Annotated in this window: 25 protein-coding genes and 1 tRNA gene; 8 read left to right on the top strand and 18 right to left on the bottom strand. The window is 44.1% G+C overall.

Features of this window, described 5'->3' with window-relative positions; translation table 11 throughout:
* Window positions 1-28: 28 nt before the first annotated feature.
* The 5 genes from IRE19_RS13645 to IRE19_RS13625 all read left to right on the top strand — a co-directional run bounded on the left by IRE19_RS13645 (window position 29) and on the right by IRE19_RS13625 (window position 4,433).
* On the top strand, window positions 29-1,153 hold the full coding sequence (locus tag IRE19_RS13645; protein WP_203340833.1) for a zinc-dependent alcohol dehydrogenase family protein: 1,125 nt from the start codon (window positions 29-31) through the stop codon (window positions 1,151-1,153).
* 135 nt (window positions 1,154-1,288) lie between these two features.
* The gene (locus IRE19_RS13640; protein WP_203340832.1) at window positions 1,289-1,789 is read left to right on the top strand and encodes an SRPBCC domain-containing protein; all 501 of its coding nucleotides are present in this window, start codon (window positions 1,289-1,291) and stop codon (window positions 1,787-1,789) included.
* A 28-nt stretch (window positions 1,790-1,817) separates the two neighbouring features.
* Window positions 1,818-2,255, top strand: a complete 438-nt coding sequence (locus tag IRE19_RS13635) for a VOC family protein (protein ID WP_191716161.1) — start codon at window positions 1,818-1,820, stop codon at window positions 2,253-2,255.
* 192 nt (window positions 2,256-2,447) lie between these two features.
* The gene (locus IRE19_RS13630; RefSeq protein ID WP_203340831.1) at window positions 2,448-3,311 is read left to right on the top strand and encodes a PPK2 family polyphosphate kinase; all 864 of its coding nucleotides are present in this window, start codon (window positions 2,448-2,450) and stop codon (window positions 3,309-3,311) included.
* A gap of 279 nt (window positions 3,312-3,590) precedes the next feature.
* Entirely contained in the window at window positions 3,591-4,433 is an 843-nt protein-coding gene (locus tag IRE19_RS13625; RefSeq protein ID WP_203340830.1) for a YitT family protein, read from the top strand.
* 77 nt (window positions 4,434-4,510) lie between these two features.
* On the opposite strand, the gene IRE19_RS13620 is transcribed toward IRE19_RS13625, so the two are convergent.
* The 5 genes from IRE19_RS13620 to IRE19_RS13600 all read right to left on the bottom strand — a co-directional run bounded on the left by IRE19_RS13620 (window position 4,511) and on the right by IRE19_RS13600 (window position 8,333).
* Window positions 4,511-5,335 carry an STAS domain-containing protein gene (locus IRE19_RS13620; protein WP_203340829.1) on the bottom strand — a complete coding sequence of 275 codons (825 nt, stop codon included), beginning with the start codon at window positions 5,333-5,335 and terminating at the stop codon, window positions 4,511-4,513.
* A gap of 68 nt (window positions 5,336-5,403) precedes the next feature.
* Entirely contained in the window at window positions 5,404-6,621 is a 1,218-nt protein-coding gene (locus IRE19_RS13615) for an EAL domain-containing protein (RefSeq protein ID WP_203340828.1), read from the bottom strand.
* Between the two features lie 46 nt (window positions 6,622-6,667).
* Window positions 6,668-7,045 carry a YidH family protein gene (locus IRE19_RS13610; protein WP_203340827.1) on the bottom strand — a complete coding sequence of 126 codons (378 nt, stop codon included), beginning with the start codon at window positions 7,043-7,045 and terminating at the stop codon, window positions 6,668-6,670.
* 194 nt (window positions 7,046-7,239) lie between these two features.
* The gene (locus IRE19_RS13605) at window positions 7,240-8,082 is read right to left on the bottom strand and encodes a DUF4097 family beta strand repeat-containing protein (protein ID WP_203340826.1); all 843 of its coding nucleotides are present in this window, start codon (window positions 8,080-8,082) and stop codon (window positions 7,240-7,242) included.
* A 38-nt stretch (window positions 8,083-8,120) separates the two neighbouring features.
* Window positions 8,121-8,333, bottom strand: a complete 213-nt coding sequence (locus tag IRE19_RS13600; RefSeq protein WP_203340825.1) for a helix-hairpin-helix domain-containing protein — start codon at window positions 8,331-8,333, stop codon at window positions 8,121-8,123.
* Between the two features lie 315 nt (window positions 8,334-8,648).
* Here IRE19_RS13600 and IRE19_RS13595 point away from each other — a divergent pair, with 315 nt between their 5' ends.
* Window positions 8,649-9,200: an alpha/beta fold hydrolase gene (locus IRE19_RS13595; RefSeq protein ID WP_203340824.1), complete on the top strand. Its 552-nt coding sequence runs from the start codon at window positions 8,649-8,651 to the stop codon at window positions 9,198-9,200.
* 241 nt (window positions 9,201-9,441) lie between these two features.
* Here IRE19_RS13595 and IRE19_RS13590 read toward each other — a convergent pair whose 3' ends face one another.
* The 6 genes from IRE19_RS13590 to IRE19_RS18440 form a co-directional block, all read right to left on the bottom strand.
* Window positions 9,442-10,587, bottom strand: a complete 1,146-nt coding sequence (locus tag IRE19_RS13590) for a CapA family protein (RefSeq protein ID WP_203340823.1) — start codon at window positions 10,585-10,587, stop codon at window positions 9,442-9,444.
* 274 nt (window positions 10,588-10,861) lie between these two features.
* Window positions 10,862-11,317: a GtrA family protein gene (locus tag IRE19_RS13585; protein WP_203340822.1), complete on the bottom strand. Its 456-nt coding sequence runs from the start codon at window positions 11,315-11,317 to the stop codon at window positions 10,862-10,864.
* A gap of 34 nt (window positions 11,318-11,351) precedes the next feature.
* Window positions 11,352-12,491 (bottom strand): glycosyltransferase family 4 protein, encoded by a 1,140-nt coding sequence (locus IRE19_RS13580; protein WP_203340821.1) that lies wholly within the window; start codon window positions 12,489-12,491, stop codon window positions 11,352-11,354.
* 43 nt (window positions 12,492-12,534) lie between these two features.
* Entirely contained in the window at window positions 12,535-13,683 is a 1,149-nt protein-coding gene (locus IRE19_RS13575; protein WP_203340820.1) for an NAD-dependent epimerase/dehydratase family protein, read from the bottom strand.
* Window positions 13,684-13,823: 140 nt separating this feature from the next.
* Window positions 13,824-14,183 carry a hypothetical protein gene (locus tag IRE19_RS18445; RefSeq protein WP_238943233.1) on the bottom strand — a complete coding sequence of 120 codons (360 nt, stop codon included), beginning with the start codon at window positions 14,181-14,183 and terminating at the stop codon, window positions 13,824-13,826.
* Window positions 14,177-14,560, bottom strand: a complete 384-nt coding sequence (locus IRE19_RS18440; RefSeq protein ID WP_238943232.1) for a hypothetical protein — start codon at window positions 14,558-14,560, stop codon at window positions 14,177-14,179. The genes IRE19_RS18445 and IRE19_RS18440 overlap by 7 nt, the downstream gene beginning before the upstream one ends.
* Window positions 14,561-14,772: 212 nt before the next feature.
* On the opposite strand from IRE19_RS18440, the gene IRE19_RS13565 reads away from it, so the two are divergent.
* Both IRE19_RS13565 and IRE19_RS13560 read left to right on the top strand, forming a co-directional pair.
* The gene (locus tag IRE19_RS13565; protein ID WP_191716144.1) at window positions 14,773-16,806 is read left to right on the top strand and encodes a Na+/H+ antiporter; all 2,034 of its coding nucleotides are present in this window, start codon (window positions 14,773-14,775) and stop codon (window positions 16,804-16,806) included.
* A gap of 188 nt (window positions 16,807-16,994) precedes the next feature.
* On the top strand, window positions 16,995-17,468 hold the full coding sequence (locus tag IRE19_RS13560; RefSeq protein ID WP_203340819.1) for a DinB family protein: 474 nt from the start codon (window positions 16,995-16,997) through the stop codon (window positions 17,466-17,468).
* Between the two features lie 48 nt (window positions 17,469-17,516).
* On the opposite strand, the gene IRE19_RS13555 is transcribed toward IRE19_RS13560, so the two are convergent.
* The 7 genes from IRE19_RS13555 to IRE19_RS13525 form a co-directional block, all read right to left on the bottom strand.
* A complete protein-coding gene (locus IRE19_RS13555) occupies window positions 17,517-18,113 on the bottom strand; it encodes a polysaccharide deacetylase family protein (RefSeq protein WP_290215223.1) in 597 nt (198 codons plus the stop codon).
* 60 nt (window positions 18,114-18,173) lie between these two features.
* Window positions 18,174-18,944: a phosphonate ABC transporter ATP-binding protein gene (gene phnC, locus IRE19_RS13550; protein ID WP_203340818.1), complete on the bottom strand. Its 771-nt coding sequence runs from the start codon at window positions 18,942-18,944 to the stop codon at window positions 18,174-18,176.
* Between the two features lie 12 nt (window positions 18,945-18,956).
* The gene (phnE, locus tag IRE19_RS13545; RefSeq protein ID WP_191716141.1) at window positions 18,957-19,712 is read right to left on the bottom strand and encodes a phosphonate ABC transporter, permease protein PhnE; all 756 of its coding nucleotides are present in this window, start codon (window positions 19,710-19,712) and stop codon (window positions 18,957-18,959) included.
* Window positions 19,713-19,723: 11 nt separating this feature from the next.
* Entirely contained in the window at window positions 19,724-20,626 is a 903-nt protein-coding gene (gene phnD, locus IRE19_RS13540) for a phosphate/phosphite/phosphonate ABC transporter substrate-binding protein (protein WP_203340817.1), read from the bottom strand.
* Window positions 20,627-20,742: 116 nt separating this feature from the next.
* Window positions 20,743-21,792 carry a selenide, water dikinase SelD gene (selD, locus tag IRE19_RS13535; protein ID WP_203340816.1) on the bottom strand — a complete coding sequence of 350 codons (1,050 nt, stop codon included), beginning with the start codon at window positions 21,790-21,792 and terminating at the stop codon, window positions 20,743-20,745.
* 50 nt (window positions 21,793-21,842) lie between these two features.
* Window positions 21,843-22,838: a glycosyltransferase gene (locus IRE19_RS13530; protein WP_203340815.1), complete on the bottom strand. Its 996-nt coding sequence runs from the start codon at window positions 22,836-22,838 to the stop codon at window positions 21,843-21,845.
* A 407-nt stretch (window positions 22,839-23,245) separates the two neighbouring features.
* Window positions 23,246-23,342: transfer RNA gene (locus IRE19_RS13525), tRNA-Sec, on the bottom strand.
* Between the last annotated feature and the right edge of the window lie 39 nt (window positions 23,343-23,381).

Raw genomic sequence — 23,381 nt, 5'->3', positions numbered from 1 at the left:
AAAAATTGGCGGAGGAGAGGGTGGCAATATGCAAGTGAAATCAGCGGTACTGCGTGAAATTGGGGCATCTGTCCCTTATGAGGAGAGCCAGCCAATAAAGATTGAAACATTGGAATTGGATTCACCGGAAAAAGACGAAGTATTGATTCAAATAAAGGCGGCCAGCTTGTGCCATTCCGATTTATCGGTGATGAATGGCAGCCGGCCACGGCCGGTACCGATGGCGCTGGGCCATGAAGCGGCAGGAGTGGTCATTGACATAGGGCAAGAAGTTACGGATTTGGAGCCGGGAGATCATGTTGTCTGCGTCTTTGTTCCAAGCTGCGGACAATGCGGACCATGCCGGGAAGGACGCCCAGCTTTATGTGAGCGAGGGGCCGCTGCCAATACAGCTGGGACATTGCTGGGTGGCGGGCAGCGTCTTCATAAGGAATCCGAAACCATCAACCACCATCTAGGCGTCTCTGCATTTTCGGAATACGCGGTGGTTTCAAGAAATTCCATCATTAAAATAAGCAAAGACATCCCTTTTGAAAAAGCGGCATTGTTTGGTTGTGCTGTCATAACAGGAGTTGGTGCAGTAGTGAATACTGCAAGTATTAAATTGGGCAGCACAGTCGCAGTGGTCGGACTTGGTGGGGTAGGGCTGAGCGCACTGCTGGGGGCCATCGCTGCTGGGGCGAGCCGGATTGTCGCCGTGGATATCAACGAAACCAAGTTGAAGCAAGCAAAAGAATTAGGGGCTACCGATGTCTTCAATTCCAAAGACCCAAATGTCATTGAACAGATACGGCAAGCGACAGGCGGGGGCTTGGATTATGCTTTTGAAACAGCGGGTGCCGTACCGGCAATGGAAGTCGCATATGGGATAACCAAACGAGGGGGAACTACTGTAACAACCGGTTTGCCTCATCCGGAACACCAATTTTCATTTCCATATGTGTCGCTGACCGCTGAAGAGCGCACATTGAAGGGATCCTATCTGGGAAGCTGTGTGCCAAGCCGGGATATTCCGCGTTATATGAATCTGTTTCAGGAAGACCGGCTGCCTGTCGATAAATTAATCACGGACTTTATCACATTGGATGAAGTGAATAAAGGATTCGATATTTTGGCAAAAGGCGAATCTTCACGGATCATCATTAAGTTTTAACTGATTCGATTACCGGCAGCATTTTTCGCCTGTTCAAATGAAATTCGCAACGGGGATAGAAAATAAGAAAGGAGGCAGCCCGAGTTTCTGTTGCCGCAGAGCCAAGGGAGCAAGTACAAACAAGGAGGATTTACCATGTCTGCAAATAAGGTTTCTTCAAGAGTTGAGGGACTGGAACTTGTGATGGAAAGATCTTTTGACGCGCCAAAAGATCTGGTGTTTTCAATGTTTACAGAACCTGACCATCTTGTTCGTTGGTGGGGACCATTTGACTGGGAAACAGCAGTTTATAAAATGGATGTCAAACCAGGCGGTATCTGGCATTATTGTATGCGCTCGCCGGATGGACAGGAAGCCTGGGGGAAATCCATTTACCAAGAAGTCGACCCGCCGAACAAATTGGTTTATACCGATGCTTTTTCCGATGAGCAGGGAAATGAAGTTGATGGTATGCCGAAAATGCTGATTACGATGGTTTTTTCTTCTGATGGACCTGGATGTATTGTTAGTTCCAGCACGAAGTTCGATTCAAAAGAAGAATTGCAAAAGGTAATCGATATGCAGGCTGTAGAGGGCATGTCCCAAACTTATGACCGACTTGAAGCATATCTGGCTAAGCTGCAGCCATCCGAATAAAATCTGATTTTTGGAGAGTGGAGCTCTAATGATTACAAAAGTTTTTCCCTATCTGAACTTTGAAGGCGAGGGACAGGAAGCTACTCATTTTTATGCGGAGGTCCTTGGTGGAGAATTGGCTGGAATATCCACATACGGCGAAGCCCCTGATATGGGTGGCGGTGAGGTGCCGGAAGAAGCAAAAGACATGGTCATGAATGCGCAGATCAACTTTAATGACGGCAATACCTTAATGATTTCAGATGTGCCTCCCGGAATGGGCATGCCATTCAAAAAAGGAAACAATGTATCAATTACTATCCTTTATGACGACATAGAGGAAGCAAGAACCGTATTCGGCAAGTTGGCTGAGGGCGGCACTGTCATCATGGAATTGCAGGAAACGTTTTGGAGTCCATTGTACGGGAATTTGACAGATCGTTTCGGAATCGACTGGCAGATTTCCGTGGAAGGGGAGATGGAATAGATTTTTGTAAACCGCACTCCTTTCAAGGGTTGCGGTTTTTTGTCAGTTTTTTTGGATAGCAGGAGGTGAAGAAACTTTTTTCTGTTTTAAGGATCCTCTGTATCAGTGTGTTAGAGTCTTCACACATGAGGGTATGGAAGAAAGGGACAGCCAATCAAGCTAAAGCTACAAAAAACACAAAGGAGGATGACCATGGATACCGATAAATACTTAGTCAAAAAAGACAAGAAAATCAAACTCTCTGATTATCCCACGACAGAAAAAGATATATACAGTGAAGAAGAACTGAAAGAAAAACTAATTCCGGAAAGTCTTGAAAAGCTCAAGGAATTGCATATGAAACTGCATGCTCAAGAAGAGAAAGGAATTGTTGTGGTGCTACAGGCGATGGATGCTGCTGGGAAAGATGAAGCCATTACATACATCTTTTCGAACTTGACGGCACAGGGTCTGAAAGTGACGTCATTTAAAAAACCGTCAGACACTGAACTTGCCCATGACTACTTATGGCGTTTCAAGGAAGGCATGCCATCTAGAGGGCAAATCGGTGTTTTGAACCGATCCTATTACGAAGAAGTGATTGCACCAAGGGTCCATGACCTGCTCGGAGAGACACCACTGCCGGACGAACTGATTGACGAGAATATTTGGGCAGTCCGTTATCGCCAAATTACGGATTTTGAACGCTATATGGGAGAAAACGGTTTCCCCGTAGTGAAGTTCTTTTTTAATATGTCTTTTGAAGAACAGCGGAACCGCTTGCTTGAACGCATGAAAAACCCGGAAAAAAACTGGGAGTTTTCGTTCAATGATGTAAAAGAACGTGAGCATTGGGACGGCTATCAAGAAATATTCGAAGATCTATTGAACCATACGTCGACTGAGTATGCGCCGTGGTATGCCCTTCCTGCCGACGATGAATGGTTTTCGCGCTATATCATATCAGAAGTGATGGTCAAAACCTTGGAGCAAATCGATCCTCAGTACCCCGAAATTACGGGCGAGGAAAAAGAAGAACTGGAAAAAGCGATACGCAAGCTGGAAGAAGAGGATTAACTAAGAGGGTTCGGAATTGTCATTCCGAGTCCTTTTTTAATATGTGAAAAGAACGTGTCCAAAAGAAGAAAGGCTTGCATTTGTATCCATAAAGCTACTATAATATGAAACGTTGGTTCACTATAAAAAGAACAATTTATCTTTTTCACGTAGTTTTTATTGCAAAGTAAGATTACATAAAAATAAATGCTCTTAAGGTGACGTGCCTCTGCACGGCCTTTTTTTGTGGCTTGAACAAAATAGAATGATTAAGAATATCCTTAAGAATGGAGTATGGACATGAATAAATGGACGAGATTAATGATTATTTTTATTTCTTCAATAGTGCTTGGATTTGCGTTTAATATGTTTTTGCTGCCCCACGAAATACTGGCGGGCGGAGTAACGGGAATTGCGATGATGCTGGGGTTAGTGACGCCTTTGAATGCCGGGATTTGGATGATTATTTTGAATATCCCGATTCTGATTGTGGGCTGGATGAAACTGGGCAAGACGTTCATCGCCAATAGCCTGTTTTCTGTAGTCGTGACATCCATTTCAATGCTGTACATTCCAGTAGTCAAGTTGACGGAAGATGCATTGCTGTCATCCGTTTTTGGAGGAGTAGTGGCGGGAGTGGCCATTGGGCTTATCATCCGTTTCTACAGCTCGACCGGCGGTTTTGATGTGATTGGATTGTTGTTGTCGATGAAGCGCGATATTCCGCTTGGAACCTTGGTATTTATCTTGAACAGTGCTGTGGTTTTTGTATCTGGATTTATCTTTTCATGGGAATTGGCGATGTATACGATGGCTTCCATCTACATCACCGGTTTGGTGATCGACCGAGTCCATACCCGCCACATTAAGCTGAGCTTGATGGTAGTGACCAATCAAGGCGAAGCAGTCAAAAAAGAGTTGCTTGATAACCTTTACCGCGGCATCACCGTAGTTGATGGTGAGGGGGCTTATTCATCGGCAAAAGTAAAAGTGCTTTATAGCGTAATCAGCCGCCATGAATTGGCTTTTGTACGGCCATTGATTAAAAACATTGATCCGAAAGCATTTGTCAGCATCAGCGAAACGATGGAAGTCATGGGGAACTTCAGAAAAGACGATAACTTCATGAAACTTCCGATGTAACGAAAAACCACCTTTTCTGTAAGCCGAGCTTACAGAAAAGGTGGTTTTTATTTTAATGAAACCGAGCTTAACCAGTGCTAGAAAATCAAGTATTCTTTCAGTGCTTGCTGCAGGGTACCAGCAGTTTTCGTTTTTTCGTCGAATTTCATCCCTGAATGAATCATTTGGCGGACTACTTCTGCACGCAATCCTGTGATGATTGTGCTGCACCCCATTAAGCTTGTCCCATCGATAAGTTTCATCAAGTGGTGGATGACCTGCGCTTCCATTTCAGCAATCCCGGACAAATCGATGATCAATGTCTGGATCTGCAGTTTTCCTATTTCAGTCAACACTTTTTCTTCGATAATCGAGGCCCGTTGAGCATCGACTGCACCGATAACCGGCAGGATACAGACCGTACTGTTAATCGGGATGATGGGAACTGAAAGGTTTTCAACCAATTGGCGATGTGCCTTCAACAAAGTGTCTTTGTATGTAGAATAGTTCAGGAAAAAAGAATTCAAAAATGAGTCGATTCGCGTGTTAACATCTTTTTCCATGCGGAAAAAATTCATGTCTTTTCCTGCTGGAACATCCTGATTGAACTTTTCAATGAATTTCCATAAAGTACGGCGAATGGCTTGCACCCATTCGAGCTTGAATGAAAGTTCAATCGAATGAGTTGCCCATGCAATTCCTTCTTGTTTTGCGAATAATTCCAGTTCTACTTCCTGTCCATCAATAATATAAATAACCAGTTTATGGGCGTTCGTCACCAAATCAATGTTGCCAATCGATAAAATTTCCTCAATTTTATCTTTGACGTTCACAGCCTCCATTAAGAGGCTATCTTCAAATTCTTGATTATGGGTATCAAAAAAAATTTGCAGTTCCAAAGAATTCTGCAGCGACTGTGCCATTTCCATTCTCCTTCTTTCTTCCTAATATAACAAATTGCATGAAATTTTCTTGAGTGATTTCAGCACGATTATTGAAACAGCAGATAGTCTGATTCAGACAAAAAATCATGGCTGATATCAACGAATAAATAACAGTCCTCTGATAAAGGATAACTGAATGTGCGAATTATTTCACCTGTTTCAATATCCGAATAGATGTCCGACAAAATCCCTTTATGCCAGGTTTTCATTTGCATGGTGTTCTCCAGGAAGAAAGGGCGGAATGCCCAATGAGACCCAATTTGATCCCGTTCAAATCCCCACTGCTTATTGTGTTTTCTGAAGTTGGATGACACTTGTTGCCCATCGCTGTTGCAGATATACAAACGGAAACTTTCTTCATCGAAAGCCTCGGAGACCAATTCAATAAAATCATCAGCTTTTTCAGGTCCGTGCCAGTTGGAAAGCAATTTTTTTACTTTTTCTTCACGGCTCACTACAAAAGCATAGCGCCCTTCCACCATCGATTTTTCCCGTTGGACAAAAGCCTTAATTTTATCTCCCACATCAAGTGACATGGCATCGTTTATCGGCAAGTCAAAATCAGGTTTAGCCAAATAGAACCCCTGGTAATAATGGCCGCCGTGCTTCCAGGCAAAATACAATTGGTGGTCGTCTTCAATATTTTCATAAGACAGTTTAGCTCCGATGCGCCGTGCCAGTACTGACAATGTCTGAACGACGTCTTGAAACACATCTGAATTAACATTTCGGACTAAACTAGTATCAATTTTCAGGATGTGGGGTCTGAGTTGGCGGATCCGGTCAATATTGGAGCTTTTTGCTCCTACATGATCGACAGCAATTTGTATGCCGTAGGTTTTATAGTAAATCAATAAATGCGCCAGTTGATCAAAGTCTTCATCAAAGTCATGTTCAGTGATTTCAAGAACAATCCGGTCCATGGCAAAACCCTTCTCCACAAACGCTTGCAGTGTTTTCAAAAAATCTTCCCCGTCGTTAATCATTAATTGCCGGGCGTTGCGGTTGATGAATAGCAGTCCTTCATTGCCGGAATCGAGCATTTGGCTAATCGCCAACTTCAATAAATGTTGATCGACTTCTACTTTGTATTCATCCGGAACGTCATTGTCTTGAAAAAAATCACCCAAGCTGCTCCAGTCGTTCTCAACTTGGAACCGTCCCAAAACTTCATAGCCAATAACAGTATGCTTAACTGCACTGACAATTGGTTGGAAAGCAGGTTTTACTTTATCTAAGTTCTCGAGTATATCTAATGGGTCCATAATTTGTTCTCCTTTGCTGCCAATCTGTAAAGCATCAATGGACAGCCTACATGATCATAAAGAAATAAATGATGACCATGATGATCATGACTGCCAACATTGATGAAATCAATGTGATGTGCATATTTGATGGTGTAAAGGTCTCATTGATGATTTGCTGGCGTTTCTTTTTATAATTTTGTGTTGCCGAAAAAATAACAGTGAGCCCGAAAATACAGGCAAAAATGCCGAGAGCGATGGTAAAGACATCGACAAATTGGTTGCGCGTGACGCCCATCGTGAAATGCAGGCTTGTAGCCAGAAACCCGACGCCGACAATTGAAATAACAGTCCGGATCCATGCCAGATAAGTGCGTTCATTGGCAAGGTGCTGTTGGGTATAGATCAGCTGGTTTTTTTCTTTTCGATATGATTGACGCGACATTTCATTTCTCCTTCCGAAAATAAGTGGTTTCAGAAATTCGGCAATCCGAAATCGGAAAAACTGATGATCTTTTAAGTATAAAGGAACGAGGAATAAAAAGAAATTTCGAATAATGGATCTTAAATGTTCAAAAATTGAATAGAGAAAGGCACCGCTCCAATTAGGGCAGTGCCTTTTATAGTTTTCAACTTTCCTTATTCCATTACAATATCGCCGTTTACAGTCTCTGCTTTTAAATGGGGGAACTCCCCGCCAAATGACACGTTTCCAGAATCATCCCCGAAAATGTCGATCATGCCATTTGAAGCTTTTGCTTCAACATAGCCTTGCGTGGGTTTGTTTTCTGTGTAAATAGTGACATCTCCATTATCTGTTGTAAACTCGATAGAAGAATTCAGCATTTCAGTTTTCATTTCGATGCTGCCATTGGAGGAGTGGGCGATTAAATTTACGTCTGAAGTTATATTCTCCAGTTGGATATCGCCATTTGAAGAGTTTGCCCAAATCCCTTGCGCTGCACTGTCTTTCATGAAAATCGAGCCATTCGCTGTTTCTGCTGAGAAATATTTGGCATAGACATTTTGTATGTCAATATCTCCATTGGCTGTGTATGCTTCGAATTCATAGGGACCGATATCAGCCATATTCAAATTGCCGTCGCCGCTATTGACTTTGAGAATCGTGGTGTTGGCTAAAGGAATATGGACCGTTAAGACGGGGGGATTGGAAGAGCCAAAATCAAAAAAACTTGAGTTGCTTCTGGCTTCAACAGTAAACTGCGTTCCCTTAAGTTGGGTCAATAATTTGGAGTCATTCTTGCTGTCGGACAATTCGATCGTGGTGCTTTCGTTTTCAGAAGAGAGCATGATGACGTTCGCATTTTCAACCTTGACGGTGATGTTACGGATTTCTTCATCGAAAAAAGCTTCCTGTGAACTGCCGCTTGCAGTAAAGGTGTTGAATAAGAAGATGATTAATCCGATGGCCAAGAGTAAAAAGAAGACAATCAATAAAATGATTCTTCCAGATTTCCTCATAAATGACCTCTCCTTTATTCAAATCTAGTGAGCGATTGTCACGATTTGAAGCTCTTTCCTTGAGCAGCAAGGGCCTCACGCAAAATCCGCAACGCCTTTGGCCCGAAGCCATGCAGTTTCAGCAAGTCCTGTTCAGTCGCTGAAGTCAAATCCTGCAGGCGCTGATAGCCCGCTGCCAGCAAAGCTCGCTGTGCCGGCTTGCCGATGGTGCTTGGGAAATCGTGTTCTGTATTAGAGGGGTTTTCTGCCATCTTAATCGCACCTCCTATTCACTAATAGCTTTGCACAAAGTGATCTGGTACTCGAGACAAGCGTTGAGGAAGTCAATGTCTAAATCTTTCCTTCCTTATGATCGATCAGTTCAGAGATGAATTCTATAGCGGCTTCGTCGAATCCTTCTTCTATAACTCTGTATTTCCAGTACCATTTGTTATCGCTATTTTATCAGGAATGGTTCAAGAAAGGTATGTTTGAAAAAACGGATAACGGAGAAACAAGTAATGAAATTATCTTTTTGGTGAGCAGTTTGATGTACTGACAGGAGAAATGATAAGGAGGTGGCTGCGATGGTGCAGCAGGTTTTGTTCATCCATAGTGCCGGCCCTCAAGGTGAGCAGGAGGGGAGTTGGGGCTTAGTGCAGTATTTGCGAAACGAATTAGGAGCAGCTTATGAAGTCCATGCTCCAGCCATGCCAAACCCGGAAGACCCAAAGTATGAAAATTGGAAGAAGAGATTAAAAGAAGAGATTGCTTCTTTGGATGATGGAGCCGTTTTGGTGGGGCATTCCATCGGTGGGTCGGCTTTATTGAAGTTTTTATCGGAAGAAGAGTTGGGCAAGTCATTTGCAAAGCTCATTTCCGTTGCTGCGCCATTTTGGGGGATTGACGAAGAATGGAAACTAGAAGAGTTTACTTTAGCAGAAGATTTTGTTTCCCGAAATTCACTGTTGCCGGATGTTGTTCTTTTCCACAGCATCGGAGATGAAACCGTCCCTTTTAAACACTTGGAAAAATATATGGAAAACCTGCCAAGCGCGACCATCAAAAAAATCTCCGGAAATGATCATATTTTTCAAGAAGGGCTTCAGGAGCTGGTGGACGAAATTCGGAGAGGGTAAACAAAAAATGCCCGCCATCATCTTTTGATAGCGGGCATACTGACTTTATCTAGAAAAACAACAGATTCAATAGAATCGTCAGGATAATCGAAAGAATAATCGAAATGAGCAGACTTCCCATACAGGATATTCGCATAACCATCCCACCTTTTTGAAGATAATATCAGATACCCGAACTATCGAGGCGTTCAAACCCTATTCCTATTTATAAAAAACGCATCGAGCCAGCAGCTCGATGCGTTTACTCAATGAACCGAAGATCGTTGATCCAAGTGGAGAGATGATTTTTGGTAGCTGTGTTTAAAGCGGGATCAACGTTTTTCAATAAATCCACGTGATAGCCTTTTTCGTTTGAGCTTCGGACAAATGTTGGTGTAAAAGCTGGATTCTGAATGGTGATGGCAGTCGAATCAGCCGTCACTTTTTTTTCAATATCAAGATGGAGAATCGCGCCGATTTGACGGTCCGGTTCATCTTGGCCAGACAGGAAATTCCCAAGAGAATAAATCACGAACACTTTGCGTCCATCTGCAGTGTCAATCCATTCAGGGGGCTGCAGCACGTGAGGATGATGCCCGAGTATAATATCGGCTCCATTTTCAGCGGCAAACTGTGCCAGTTCAATCTGTTCGGCATTAGGCATTTTTTGATATTCTACTCCAAAGTGAAGATTTAAAACGACCACATCTGATTTCTCTCGTGCACGCTTCAAATCCTGCTGAATGATAGCCGGATCAATCCGGTTAACTAAATAGTCCCTGCCAGCGGGTGTCTCGATTCCATTCGTTCCATAGGTATAGGATAAGAAAGAAAACGTGATATCATTTCGTGTCATCAAAGCGATTTCCGAGCGGTCATCAGCGGATAAATAAGAGCCAGCATGGACCATTCCGATTTGGTCCCAATAACGTACAGCATTTTCAATGGCTGGAACTCCACGATCGAGTGTATGGTTATTGGCGAGAGTCACGACATCAACGCCTGCCTGCTTTAAAGCATCTCCCACTTCGTAAGGGCTGTTGAAAGCAGGATAGGTGGAGAGGCCGATTTCGCTTCCTCCAATTATGCTTTCCGAATTGGCGACGGTAATATCCGCTTGTTCCATGAAAGGTTTCACTGTTTCGAGCATAGGATTGAAATCATAGCCTTCTTCAGTTAAGGCATCTTTATAGACGCGTTCGTGTATGAGTATATCTCCGACTGCTGACAATGTGGCAGACGCAGTCAAGCCCACTTCCGAAGGGGAAGTGGCAATCGGAAGCTTGCGTGTTTCAAAAACAAGCTCCTGGTTTTCATCAGCAACGGAAGTCTGCTCTGTGGTACATCCAGTTAAAAGAAACAGGGCAGTAATAACGGATGAGAAAATGGATTTTTTGCGGGCATTCACTGGTTTCACTCCTTGAAGTTAGTAAGATGGCGAGCGGAATGTCCCTGAGTAAAAGTCAAATAAATTCCATCTGTATATCTTTTCCAATAATAATATTTAATCAAATAGTCTTTAATTTAGAATACTACGGAATTGGCGTTTTAACCATAGGCATCGAATGGAATATTTTTTGCCTTTATTTTTTTGTGATCCATAATGTGGGGGATATGAAAAGATCTTTGGAAATTTCATAAAACGCCTATCTGGTATCGACAGGCGTTTGGCGTATATATACTTAGAAACGGCTGTTTCGCTTTGGCTGTTCTTTAAAAACAAAGTACTTCATCATAAAGAAACTGGCTGTAAAGGAAGCGAACATTGCCACAGCTTTTGCTGAATTATGGCGAATCCATGCTGGCATGCCAATGAATTGGAAAAGGAAATTGAACAACAGGAAAACGCCGTTATTAATCAACAGGCTGAACAGGGCTTGCAGGAAAAAGCCAAACCGTTGCTTAGAGTTTCCTCGAGCGGTATGGCGAAAGGTGATCATGGAGTTCCAGAGGTAACTATTACTTACTGCTAAGCAATAGGCGATGGTATTGAAAGTCGTCAAAGTGAGATTTTGATTCGTCGGGTGCAACAGCAATAACAAATTGAGCGAACCGATATCCACAGCTGCATTCGATAAGCCGATAATCGTAAACTGCATAGTTTGGATAGGAGTTCGGGGTTTTTCGTTTTTTTCCATAAGGCCCCTCAGTTCTGCCGGAATTCCGGGTTTCCTATTCTGTTGCTTCCAAGGAGTTTGCGGTCTTCGCATCGGCTACCTGTCTGTACAAATCCCGAATTTGTTCTGCAGCGGCAGCCCAGCCTAACTCTGACACATCAGCCACAGCTTGTTGTGCCAGCTGTTTTCGAAAGGAGCTATTTTCCAATAGGCGAACGGTTTTCTTGAAACTGTCGGGATCTTTTGAATTGTAGAGCAGTCCGTTTCTCCGATGGGTAACTTGTTCTTTTGTAGGTCCACTTTCAGCTGCCACTACCGGAAGACCCGAAGCCATTGCTTCCATGATGACCAGCCCCAAGGTTTCGGTAGTGGAAGGGAAGATGAACGCATCAGATGAAGCAAAGGCTGAAGCCAGTTCCTGTCCATGAATAAAGCCGGTAAATACGGTGGCTGTACCAGCAAAATGTTTTTCGAGTTGCTTTCGGTGCGGGCCATCTCCGACAAGTGCCATACAAAACTGGCTTGATGCAGTTAAGACATCCCGGATTTTTTCGATTTCTTTTTCAGCTGCCAGGCGGCCAACGTAGAGAAGGAGGATTTTATCTGGTTGTCCCCCCGATAACCTGTTACGCATAGCTGTACTGGAATGCTTTGGATGGAATTGTTGGGTATCAACGCCGCGCTTCCAGACCTGCATCCGTTCAAAGCCCTTTTGATTCAACTCCTCCAAAACAGTGTGAGAAGTACATAAATTGAGGTCAGCCTGATTGTGCATCTTTTTCATAAACCACCACATCAGCCAATCTAATTTGCCCAATTTGTAATAGGACATATACTGAGGGATATGGGTATGGTAGGAAGCAATCAATGGAATGTCCAGTTTTTTCGCGTAAGTGACTCCGGAATAACCGACAACTGCAGGATTGACGACGTGAACGATATCCGGATTAAACGCTGCCATATATTTTTTGACTACAGGATTGGGAAAAGCGAATTTTTTGGAACGATAAAATGGGAATGCAAAAGCAGGGACTCCTTTTATGAAAGCCCCGTCAAATTCACGAACACCCAAATCTGGTGCAACGATTTGGACTTCGTGGCCATCACGGTGAAGCCAACGGATACAGGCTGTCAATCGCGTAACGATTCCGTCCGTAGAAGGCAGAAAAGTTTCGGTGACGATCATGATCTTCATAGAAACAGCTCCCTCCGGAAATATTCGGTTCGGCGACGACTACTTACTTCCAGGTAACAGTCGGCAGGACGTTTTCTTTGATGACACGATCTTTATGATCAATAGCGGTCTTTAAAATACTTCCAATAACATCCTCAGTCAATAGATGCGGTTTTAATCCCAGATCTAGCAAGCTCGTATTAGCAGCTTCATAGAAATGCTCTTCCTTTTCAACCCGAGGATTTTCCAGGTGAGAAATGTTCACGGACAATCCTACTTTTTCGGCTGCTTTTTTGACCATCTGAGCCAGTTCCATAACCGAGAATTCTTCTGTAAACTGATTGAAAACACGGAACTCCCCGACGTCAGCTGGGTTTTCGGCTGCAATTTCAATGCAGCGCACGGTGTCTTCGATATTCAAAAAGCCGCGTGTCTGTCCGCCTTTTCCGTAGACAGTCAGGTCATGGCCAATGGCAGCCTGAATGATAAAGCGGTTCAGCGCAGTACCGAATACAGAATCGTAATCGAGGCGGTTGGCAAGAATCGGGTCCAAACTGGTTTCGTTTGTAGATAGCCCGTATACGACCCCTTGGTTCAAATCAGTTGCACGAATTCCCCAAATACGACAGGCGAACATGATATTGTGGCTGTCATGGACTTTGGACAAGTGATAGTAGGAACCTGGTTGCTTTGGGAAAGGCAACCGGTCTTTTCGGCCTTTGTGCTCGATATCCAAATAACCTTCTTCAATCGGAATATTCGGTGTCCCGTATTCACCCATGGTCCCCAGCTTGATCAAATGGCAATTCGGTACAATGTCTTTTATCCCGTAAAGCACATTGAGTGTTCCGACCACATTGTTGACCTGGGTATAAATCGCGTGTTTCCTGTCAATCATCGAGTACGGTGCAGACCGCTGCTCCGCATAATGGACAAATGCTTCGGGCTGCTCTTTTTCAAGGACCATCTTCAAGAAATCAAAATCCTGCAGATCGCCTTCATATGTACGTATTTCTTTTCCGGTTAAATCCTTCCATTTAGCTACCCGTTCTTCGAGGGCGGCAATCGGTGTGAGTGAATTGGATCCTAATTCTTCATCAATATGCCTTCTCACCTTACTATCCACAATTGATATGTCGTGTCCTTTTTGAGATAAATACAAAGCAGTGGGCCATCCGCAAAATCCGTCTCCGCCTGCTACAATAATCTTCATCTGAAATTCCCCCATTCCGACAATTTGTCTGACGGTCCTGATGTTACTCTTTTATTAATATCAGATTTTTCAGATTAATACATATATCTTTTGTACCACTTTAAGGTGAAAAGTAAACATTCAAACCGAAAAGCCATCCCTTACAGGATGACTTGCAATAATACAGTGATAATAACTAGGCCAGCGACGAATGAAGGATAGCTGCTGTTTTTCTCGACTGGAAGTTCATCGTTTAAGATATTCAAAATGACGCCTCCAGTAAGGAAGGCAGAGAAAAACGCAATATTCAACTCGGTAGTTTCCGTGAAATTATAAAGTACCCATCCAGCTAATACGGACAAAGCAAGGGTCCAGCGGCCAATTCGGGTATAAAGTTCTTCATGGGTCAAATGCAGGACCCGATTATTGGCGATAAAATGAAAGGAAAAAACAATAAAGTAAATGAAGTAATCGATGAGCTTATCGCCGCTCAAATCAATAAGCAGATAGCCGATCAGCACGTATAAAGGGAGAACGAAAGAATATCCAATGCGAAAACCGGTTTGCTCGGTCGTGTGAGGTCTTTTTGTCTTTTGTTTTTTTCTTGGGATTTGTCATTCAATTGACTGATCCCGTAGAAAAAAGCGATGCCGGCAAGAGTCGCAAGGTAAGTCACATAATCAAGGTTTTCCAACCAAGTCGGCAAATGAGCCTCTTCGGCTACTTCTTGATAATGGGTCAACTCAGGGACCAGGTGCAGGAAGACGTAAGCAATCGAGCCGCCGGATACAAAAGACATTAACCTGTTTTTCGGTTTGCGATCCAGGAACTTAATGTAATTCGTAAAGATATGAATTATCATGAAACCGATAATAAACGCCAGGCTCAGATAGAACATCGAAGCACCTCCTGAGTATTTTAACTACCTATACCCGAATTCACATAACAAGATCTTTGATTTGAAGAAAATAGTTTAACGGAAACAAAGGGCTACAAGATCAAAACTCTGAACGAAATACTCCGAATCTGCGTATGCAGCAACAGATTTTGGGTATACATAAACTACTCATATTGAGAAGGCTCAAAATTAGAGCAGAATGGAGAACAGTTATGGACTTATTGCTTACCATCTTTCTTTTGCTGATTTGTCTGCTTATTTCAAATGTCGTGAGCCATTATATTCCTTTTATCCCTACGGCATTAATCCAAGTGGCTCTTGGAATTATTTTGGTTTTGGTTTATCAGGACATTTCCTTTGAAATCGAAACGGAATGGTTTTTGCTGCTGTTTATCGCACCGTTGTTATTTAATGACGGCCGCCATTTTCCGCGGGAAGAACTCTGGCAAATGAAAGGCCCTATCTTAGGCAATGCCATTATTTTGGTGTTGCTGACAACTATCGTCGGCGGTTATTTTATTCACTGGCTGATTGATGAGATTCCGCTTGCTGCTGCATTTGCCTTAGCGGCTATCCTGTCGCCTACAGATCCGGTGGCAGTGAACGGCATTGCACAGCGAATTCGGATTCCGCAGAAAGTGCTGAGTCTGGTGAGAGGCGAGTCACTGATTAATGACGCCTCAGGTCTTGTGGCATTTAACTATGCGGTGACGGCTGTTGTCACAGGGTATTTTTCGTTGTCGGAAGCTGTCTTGGACTTTTCTTATAAATTTTTTGCTGGCGGGTTGTTGGGTCTCCTACTCGGATTGCTGATTATCGGAATCCGTTTGGTTCTGCGCAAGCAAGGCATCAATGATGTGACGTTTCATACCCTCTTGCAGATCATGACTCCGTTTTTGATTTTCATTGTCACAGAAGATATTCTCCATGCTTCCGGTGTCATCGCCGTGGTGGTTGCGGGAATCGTGCATTCCTTGGTTAGGGAGCAGACTGAAACCTTTATAGCCGAAGAACAAGTGGCGACTGAGAATATTTGGACAATCATTCTCTTTGTTTTGAACGGTATTGTGTTCCTGTTGCTTGGCTTGAATATCCCCACCTCAATGAGTGGTGTTCTGGAAAATCCGAATTCCAGCTTATGGCTGATTTTTTCATATGTGGTTGCTATCGGTTTGATGATTCTTGGAATCCGTTTTATTTGGGCTTATCTGTTTTCCGTTTATGAATACCGCTTCGGTAAAATGGAAGAAGCCGCTAAACCCAGTTTGAAATTAACGTTATACGTCAGTTTAACGGGAGTACGCGGAACAGTAACGATGGTCGGGGTCTTGTCATTGCCTTTTCTATTGGATACCGGAGAGGCCTTCCCCAATCGTTCACTCATTCTCTTTTTAGCTGCAGGGACGATTTTATTCACGTTGATCGTTGCGACGATTCTGCTGCCGCTGCTGAGCAAGGGGCAGCTGTCCGACGGGAAAGAAGAATTGAAAATGGATTTGGAGGAAGCACGGCGCCGCATTTTGCTTGATTCGATCAAAAAAATCAAATCTGAAATAACAGAAGAAAATGAAGCCGCCGCTTACGAATTGATGGATGAATACAAATTGCGGTTCCAGCAGATTCAGCCCGAAGAAGATGCCGCAGAGCAAGCGAATAAAAAGTATCAACGGAAAATGCGGGAAGTCCGCCTACAGGCATTGAAGCTTGAACGAAAATACATTCAGGAGCTCCATCGCAAAAAAGAGCTGACTGGTGAAGTGTACGAAGCCTTTGAAAGTTCTTTGGACCGCCGGGAAGAAGTGATTGCTGATACTACGCGTTCAACGTTCTTGTATTTGCAAGGTAAGCTGATTCGGGCATGGCGACGCTTTAGAGGACAGAATCTCAAAGAAGAAGAGACGCGTTTGGTTGAATTCCAGGAAGGGCGCGAAATTCAGTTGCACGCATTGCAGGCAGCGTTGCAAGGGCTTGAAAAAACAGCAGGAAAATACAAACCTAAAAAAATTATGGATGCAGTCATCTCTGATTACAAGCAGATGATCAGCCGTTTGAAAAAGCCGGAAGCTTTGTATGATGAGAAATACGAGTTGCAGAAAGAAGAATTGCGGGTCATTGTCATGGACATGGGCCGCTCAGAGATTTATCAGATGTATGCTGCAGGCGACATCACAAGAGAGCAATCCAAAGAATTGAGACGCTTCATCAATTACATTGAAAGTGTCACGTTGCACGAGCACGGAGAATGATTGGTATCTGTCTAAGAAATTTTGTTAGTAGAGCTATCTGGTCTATCCATAGTTCTCCCGCTGGCTTGTTTATCACATTTAGCAAAAAAACAGTTCTCGGCCTAACTGAATAGGGTTCAACGCTTTTGAAAGGGATTTAGACTTTTTCGTTGAATCTTTATTAATAATATGCGAAGGAGGAATGTTGGATGATCAATCGTTATTTACAGAACGGGCTGCAAGGAAAGTATGCACATTATCAGACGGACATGCTGTTTGATAGTTTGAGTTGGGAACAGGCTGGCGAAAAACCGGAAGGCAGTCCCCATTCTGTCTGGGAACTGTTGTTTCATATGAATTACTGGCAGGATTTTATATTGGTGGAGTTGAATGAAGAAAAAACGGAAAGTCCTGAAGATTTAAAATCATGGCCCAGTTCTCCGTCTCCTTCAAACGAAAAAGAATATACAGACGCGGTAACCCGATTTTTGAAAAGCTTGGGAAGAGCGACGCAGCAAGCTTCCAAAGATTCATTGGAAGAAGGAATCGGGGGAAGAAAAAGAACGCCTGCAGATTTGTTGATGGTTCTCATCAATCACAATAGCTACCATGGTGGACAGGTGGTCTTTGCCCGCCGTTTGATCGGTGCCTGGCCACCGCCTTCTACTCAAGACGACAATTAAAACGAGTGTCAATAAAAAAACAGCGCCGGAAATCGGCGCTGTTTTTTACTATTCATGAAGCAAAGAGAAGCTGTAGCCCTGTTTTTTGATGGCTTGGATCAGTTGAGGCAGGATAGCTACGGTTTGCTCTAATTCATGCAAGAGAATGATGGCGCCATCCTCCAGGTTTTCTGCCACATAGCGAATGATTTGATCGGGATTGTCTTTCAGTTCCCAATCCATCGAGGCAATTCGCCACAAGACGGTTGTTAAGCCTAATGCCTTTGCTGCTTTTAAGGTATTGGAATCAAAACGTCCATAGGGCGGACGGAAATAATTAACCGGTGTGCCGGTGATGCTTTCAATATGGGTTACGCTGTTCTTGAGATCCAGGTATTGTTCCTCGTAGGACAGCTGCACCAAATTGCGGTGTTTCATGGAATGTGTGCCGACAACATGTCCCTCGTCCAGCAGCCGTTGCCATGGCCTTGCCGGATATAACAGGCGAGACTGCCAAAAGAACAGGGCAGGCACGGCTTCCTGTTTCAGGATGTCTAAAATCTGCGGCAGCACTTTGCTTGGGCCATCGTCAAAACTGAGGACCACAGACTTGTTGCTGCCGTCTTGATTGAGCGTTACGATTTGCGGGTGAGTAGAGTCGTACACGACCCTGGATTGGTCAACTGCTCATGGACTTTTAATCACGAAGATCATCTCCTTTTGCTGTCAAATTCCAGCATCGAAATAAGCCGTTTGCGGTTCGGATGTATAAGTTTCCCGGTATTGGGAATCAGAGAATTTTTCAGGTGGCCCGTCGAAGATCAACTTGCCGTCTTTTAACGCCAGGATGCGGGTAGCATAGCGTTTCGCCAATTCAATGTCATGAACATTGATGATGGTCAGCAGGTTCAAACGCTCATGCATTTCCGTCAGCAGCGTGAAGATATGATTGGAAGTGCCGGGGTCCAAGCTTGCGACCGGTTCATCTCCAAGCAGAACTTTGGGCTGTTGTGCCAGAGCGCGGGCAATGCCCACGCGCTGCTTTTGTCCGCCGCTCAGCTGCTCGACTTTCCGATATGCCATTTCCGACAAGCCGACATCTTCAATGACTTTTTTAGCTAAAGCCAACTCCTCAGCTGTGAACCAACCAATCAGGTTTTTGAAAGAAGAACGGTAGCCGAACATGCCGGTCAGGACATTTTGCATGACGCTTAAGCGGGGAATCAGGCTGAAATGTTGAAAGATCATCCCGGTCTGGCGGCGTACTTTGCGCAGCTGTTCTTCGTTATGAAAAGAAATGTCTTGCCCATCAAAATGGATTTCCCCGCCAGTGGGCTTTTGGAGGCCGTTCAAGCAACGGATGAATGTTGACTTTCCTGCACCACTTTTGCCTAGTACACAGACAAAATCGCCTTTTTCGAGAGACAGGCTGACATCAGCAAGTGCTTCGGTTTTCATATTTGGGTAACGTACAGTTAAATTTTTCACTTGAATCATATAGCCACTCCTTTAAATGACGCGATTTCGAATGGTGCTGGCCAAAAAGTCGATGGCAATAACCATGATCATAATGATCAAGACATCCAGCGATACGGAAGAGTATTGAAACGTTTTAAAGTCATTGAACAAGCGCTGGCCAATACCGCCGCCGCCGATAAACCCTAAAATAAGCGAGGTGCGGATGGCGACTTCAAAACGATAGAAAAACTGGGACAGCACATTCGGCCAAATTTGTGGAAGGATGCTGAACAGGTTGGCCAGCCAGTTTTTGGCGCCGACTGCACGCATCGCTTCCTGTGGACCCGGATCGGCGGCTTCGATCAACTCGGAAACAAGCTTCCCAAAAACGCCGATATTATGGAACATAATGGCGATGACAGCGGGAAATGGTCCGAGACCGAGTGTTGTCAGCAAAATCAAGCCGAATACAATTTCAGGGATGGAACGTACAAAGCTGAGTGTGACACGTGTAAATTGGAAAAGGGCCTTTGAAGGCGCGGTATTGCGTGCCGCAAGGAAGCTGATCGGCAAAGCGATCAATAAACCGAAGACACTTCCCAGAAAGGCCATTGCCAAAGTTTCGAATGTATCTTCCAGCATACCCGGCAACTTGGAAAAATCCATCGGCCACCATTGGGCCAGGAAGTCGATCATGTTGCGGAAATCCTTGAACTTAGTGAGGTCGAACTCCGTAATCCTCATGCTGAAATAAATCAGCACCAGAACGATTAATACTGTAATAAAATTGCTTTTCTTAAACCACAAGCTAATCAACTCTATTCTTCAATGATTCCTTGCTTTATCGCGGCTTGTTTGATGCTTTCGTAATCTGCATTGTCAGCTTCCGTAAAACCGGTTGCGCCGAATGCATCAAGGATTTCGGGATCTTCTATCGCCAAAAATGCTTCCCGCAGTTTTGCGACAGTTTCATCATCAGTGCTTTCAAGCACAGCCCATGGGTATTGGAACAAAGGCTCAGACTCCCAGATGATTTTTAATTGGTCTTCATCGATTTTACCTGATTCCAATAATTGATTGTAGATGGCGCTGTCGATAGCACCTGCATCAACTTGTTTGTTTTGAACAGCCAATGCCGTTGCATCGTGTGATCCGGTAAAACGGACAGTTTCAAATTCATTTTCCTGCTCAGACTCATAGACACCGCGGTCCTGCAGTTCAATAGATGGAATCAAGGAACCGGAAGTTGAATTTGGATCGCCGAAAGCGAACTGCACTTCACCGGGATTTTCCAATAACTCGTCTAAAGAAGCAACTGGATTGTCTGTATGAGTGATGATATAGGCATTGTAGAAAGGTTCGCCATCAACCAATTGGGTAATGATGGCTTTGGCGTTGCTGTTTGCTTCAGCGATTACATAGGTTAACGGACCAAGGTAAGCCATATCAATTTGATCGTAATTCATGGATTCAACGACGCCATTGTAGTCGGGATATACTTCAATTTCGACTTCGCGATCCAATTCTTCAGCAAGGATAGTTTGCAGTTTATCCATTGCCGTCTGCATTTCACCTTCTGTTTGGGCTGGAATTACACCGATAGTGAAGGGTTCCTGGGTGTCGCCTGTTGTTGAACTTTCTTCTTCAGCTGAATCGTTTCCGCAGGCTGACAGGAACAAGGCCAGCAAAAGTATAGAAACGGTTAAAATCCATTTTTTCAATACAAGCACCTCTTTATCGTTTTGGGTATAGAGCATATATCAAAACAAGGACTCCTGCAGAGTCCTTGCACAAAGCTTAATTTTAAGCTTTTCATTCTTTTGAACAGCCGGTGATCTTAAACTACTTGGATCCGTCCGGCATTGTCACTGCTTACATTGCCGATAATGGCTGATTGGACGTGGTTTTCCAACAGCTCCTGCTGCAAAGCCTCGGCTTCTGATTCAGGGACTGATATCAGCAGTCCTCCAGAAGTGACAGCATCACATAAGATCAATTGATCGATTTCACTGATGTTATCGGCATAATCGATGTCATCTGCAAGCCATTGACGGTTTTTTCTCGTGCCGCCTGGAATGACATTTTGTTCGGCGAGCTCTTTTGCACGCTTCAGGACAGGGACATCCTGGTTTGTCACGGTTACGCCGACATTGCCGCCTTTGGCGATTTCCATCGTATGGCCAAGCAAGCCAAATCCGGTCACGTCCGTACAGGCATTGACGGTGTATTTTTCCATCACTTCTGCTGCGGTTTTATTCAATGTGGCCATGACATTCATGACTTCATCCAAATCCTCTTTTTCCAAAATACCCTGTTTGATGGCAGTCGTTAAGATGCCAACACCAATCGGTTTGGTCAAAATCAGCCGGTCTCCCGGTTTTGCACCGGCGTTGGAACGGATCCGGTCGGGGTGGATTGTGCCGGTTACGGAAAGTCCGAATTTCGGTTCCTGATCATCGATTGAATGGCCGCCGACCAAAGTGGCGCCTGATTCCTTGACCTTGTCAGAAGCACCAGCCAGGATATCAGCTAAAATGCTTTTATCCAATGTGTTGATTGGGAAAGCGACAATATTCATGACAGTCAGCGGCTTGCCACCCATCGCATAAACATCGCTTAAGGCATTGGCTGCACCAATTTGGCCGAACATATAGGCATCGTCCACAATCGGGGTAAAGAAATCCAAAGTCTGTACTAATGCTGTTTCATCATTGATTTTATAAACGCCTGCATCGTCAGCTGTTTCCAGGCCGACCAAAAGGTTGGGATCATCTACATTTTTCGGTAAGTGACGCAGAACCTGCGCCAGGTCCTCAGGACCAATTTTGCAGCCTCAACCGCCTTTTGTAGATAAAGAAGTCAGTTTTACAGTATCTTTTTCAACCATGTCAATCTCTCCTTTTCAATTTCCTATTCTATTATACAGTGTAAAAAAAATTATTTTACAATGCGCTTGTAAATTTCCAGCAAAGTTTCAGCTTCGCGTTCACTTGAATGATGTTTTCTCACATAAGCTTCCGCAGCATGGCCAACACTTTCCCTTATTTTGTTATTATTCATGAGCTTTTCTGCATAATCAAGGAATTCGTTTCGAGTTTTATATATAAGCCCTGTTTTCCCATCAGAAATGATGCTCCTGTTGCCGGGAATGTCCGAAGCAAGCACAGGTAGAGCATATCCCATCGCTTCAAGTATCGTTGCAGGTTGCCCTTCAGACAGCGAAGTGTTCAAGACCACGTCTGCTTGTTGGTAAATAGCTGCCATGTCTTTGTGCGGCACTTGACCCAAATAGCAAATCCAGTCTTGATGGCGGTTAACAAGATTCAATACCCGTTGTCCTTCTTCTTCTTCCAAAACGGGTCCGACAAGCCAGAGCCGAAGCTGTGGGTAACGCAAATGCAAATCATGGAGCATTGAAATTGCAGCAGGTATGTTTTTGACTTTCCGAATGCCTGCAGGCAAGAAAAACAAAAAACTGTCCGGTTCTTTTTTAACAGGAGAAGTTCCTCCGGGAGCAGGGAGATTGCCTTGGGGCATAATAAACACTTTATCAGCCAATCCCGGAACTTCTTTCAATAGCAGATTTTTGGCTTTTTCATCGAATACATGAATGGCTTCCGCTCCGCTTAAAGAGGCGAAGACATCCTGCCGTCTTTCGGGATCAAAAAGGTCATGGTTCAAATCAGTGCCTGTAATTGTGACGATGTAATGGTCGGGCATTCGCTCCAGCTTTTGCAGAAATTTATAGAAATTATAAGCATGAAATCCATGAACGATATCAGCTGGCGGAAACGAATGAATGGTATTGTCGTCTGTTGTCGAGACAATTTCCGTATCTACACCCAGTTTTTTTAGATTATCTGCGATTCGTTGTACTGTTATTGTGTTGCCGCGCAGCTGCGGGTAATTCGGTGAAGCTAAAACAATTTTCATTTTCTTCATCCTTTTATTCCGTGATTAGAAGTTATAAACACTTCTGGTCTATTAGATTATCCGTAAGCCTTTGTGGCTTGTCACTTAACTTGTCTTTCATCAAGAAAAAAAGACTGCCTAAGAGGCAATCTTTTGGTGGCTATGCGGCTGAAAAAACGCCGCTTCGCCAGTGCGTCTTATGCCCGTCGAATCTACACGGGCGCTTCAGCATTTCAGTATGTCCAGCTTCGTCGCCCAGATTCTAGGGTTATAAGCCACTCTGGCTGGGCGGCTGAAAAAACACCGCTTCGCCAGTGCGTCTTATGCCCGTCGAATCTACACGGGCNGCGGCTGAAAAAACACCGCTTCGCCAGTGCGTCTTATGCCCGTCGAATCTACACGGGCGCTTCAGCATTTCAGTATGTATTTGGCGGGATTGTGTGGGAATCGAACCCACCGAGCCTGGCACGCAGGCCCCTCAGGGTTTTGAAGACCCAGGAAGACACCAGTCACCCATCCAACCCCATATAGTAGTGACGGACTTGTACAAGTTTATACTGAAAA

It is taken from the genome of Planococcus beijingensis (assembly GCF_016820615.1).
Taxonomy (GTDB): domain Bacteria; phylum Bacillota; class Bacilli; order Bacillales_A; family Planococcaceae; genus Planococcus; species Planococcus notacanthi.
This window is presented reverse-complemented; position numbering and strand designations above follow the sequence as displayed.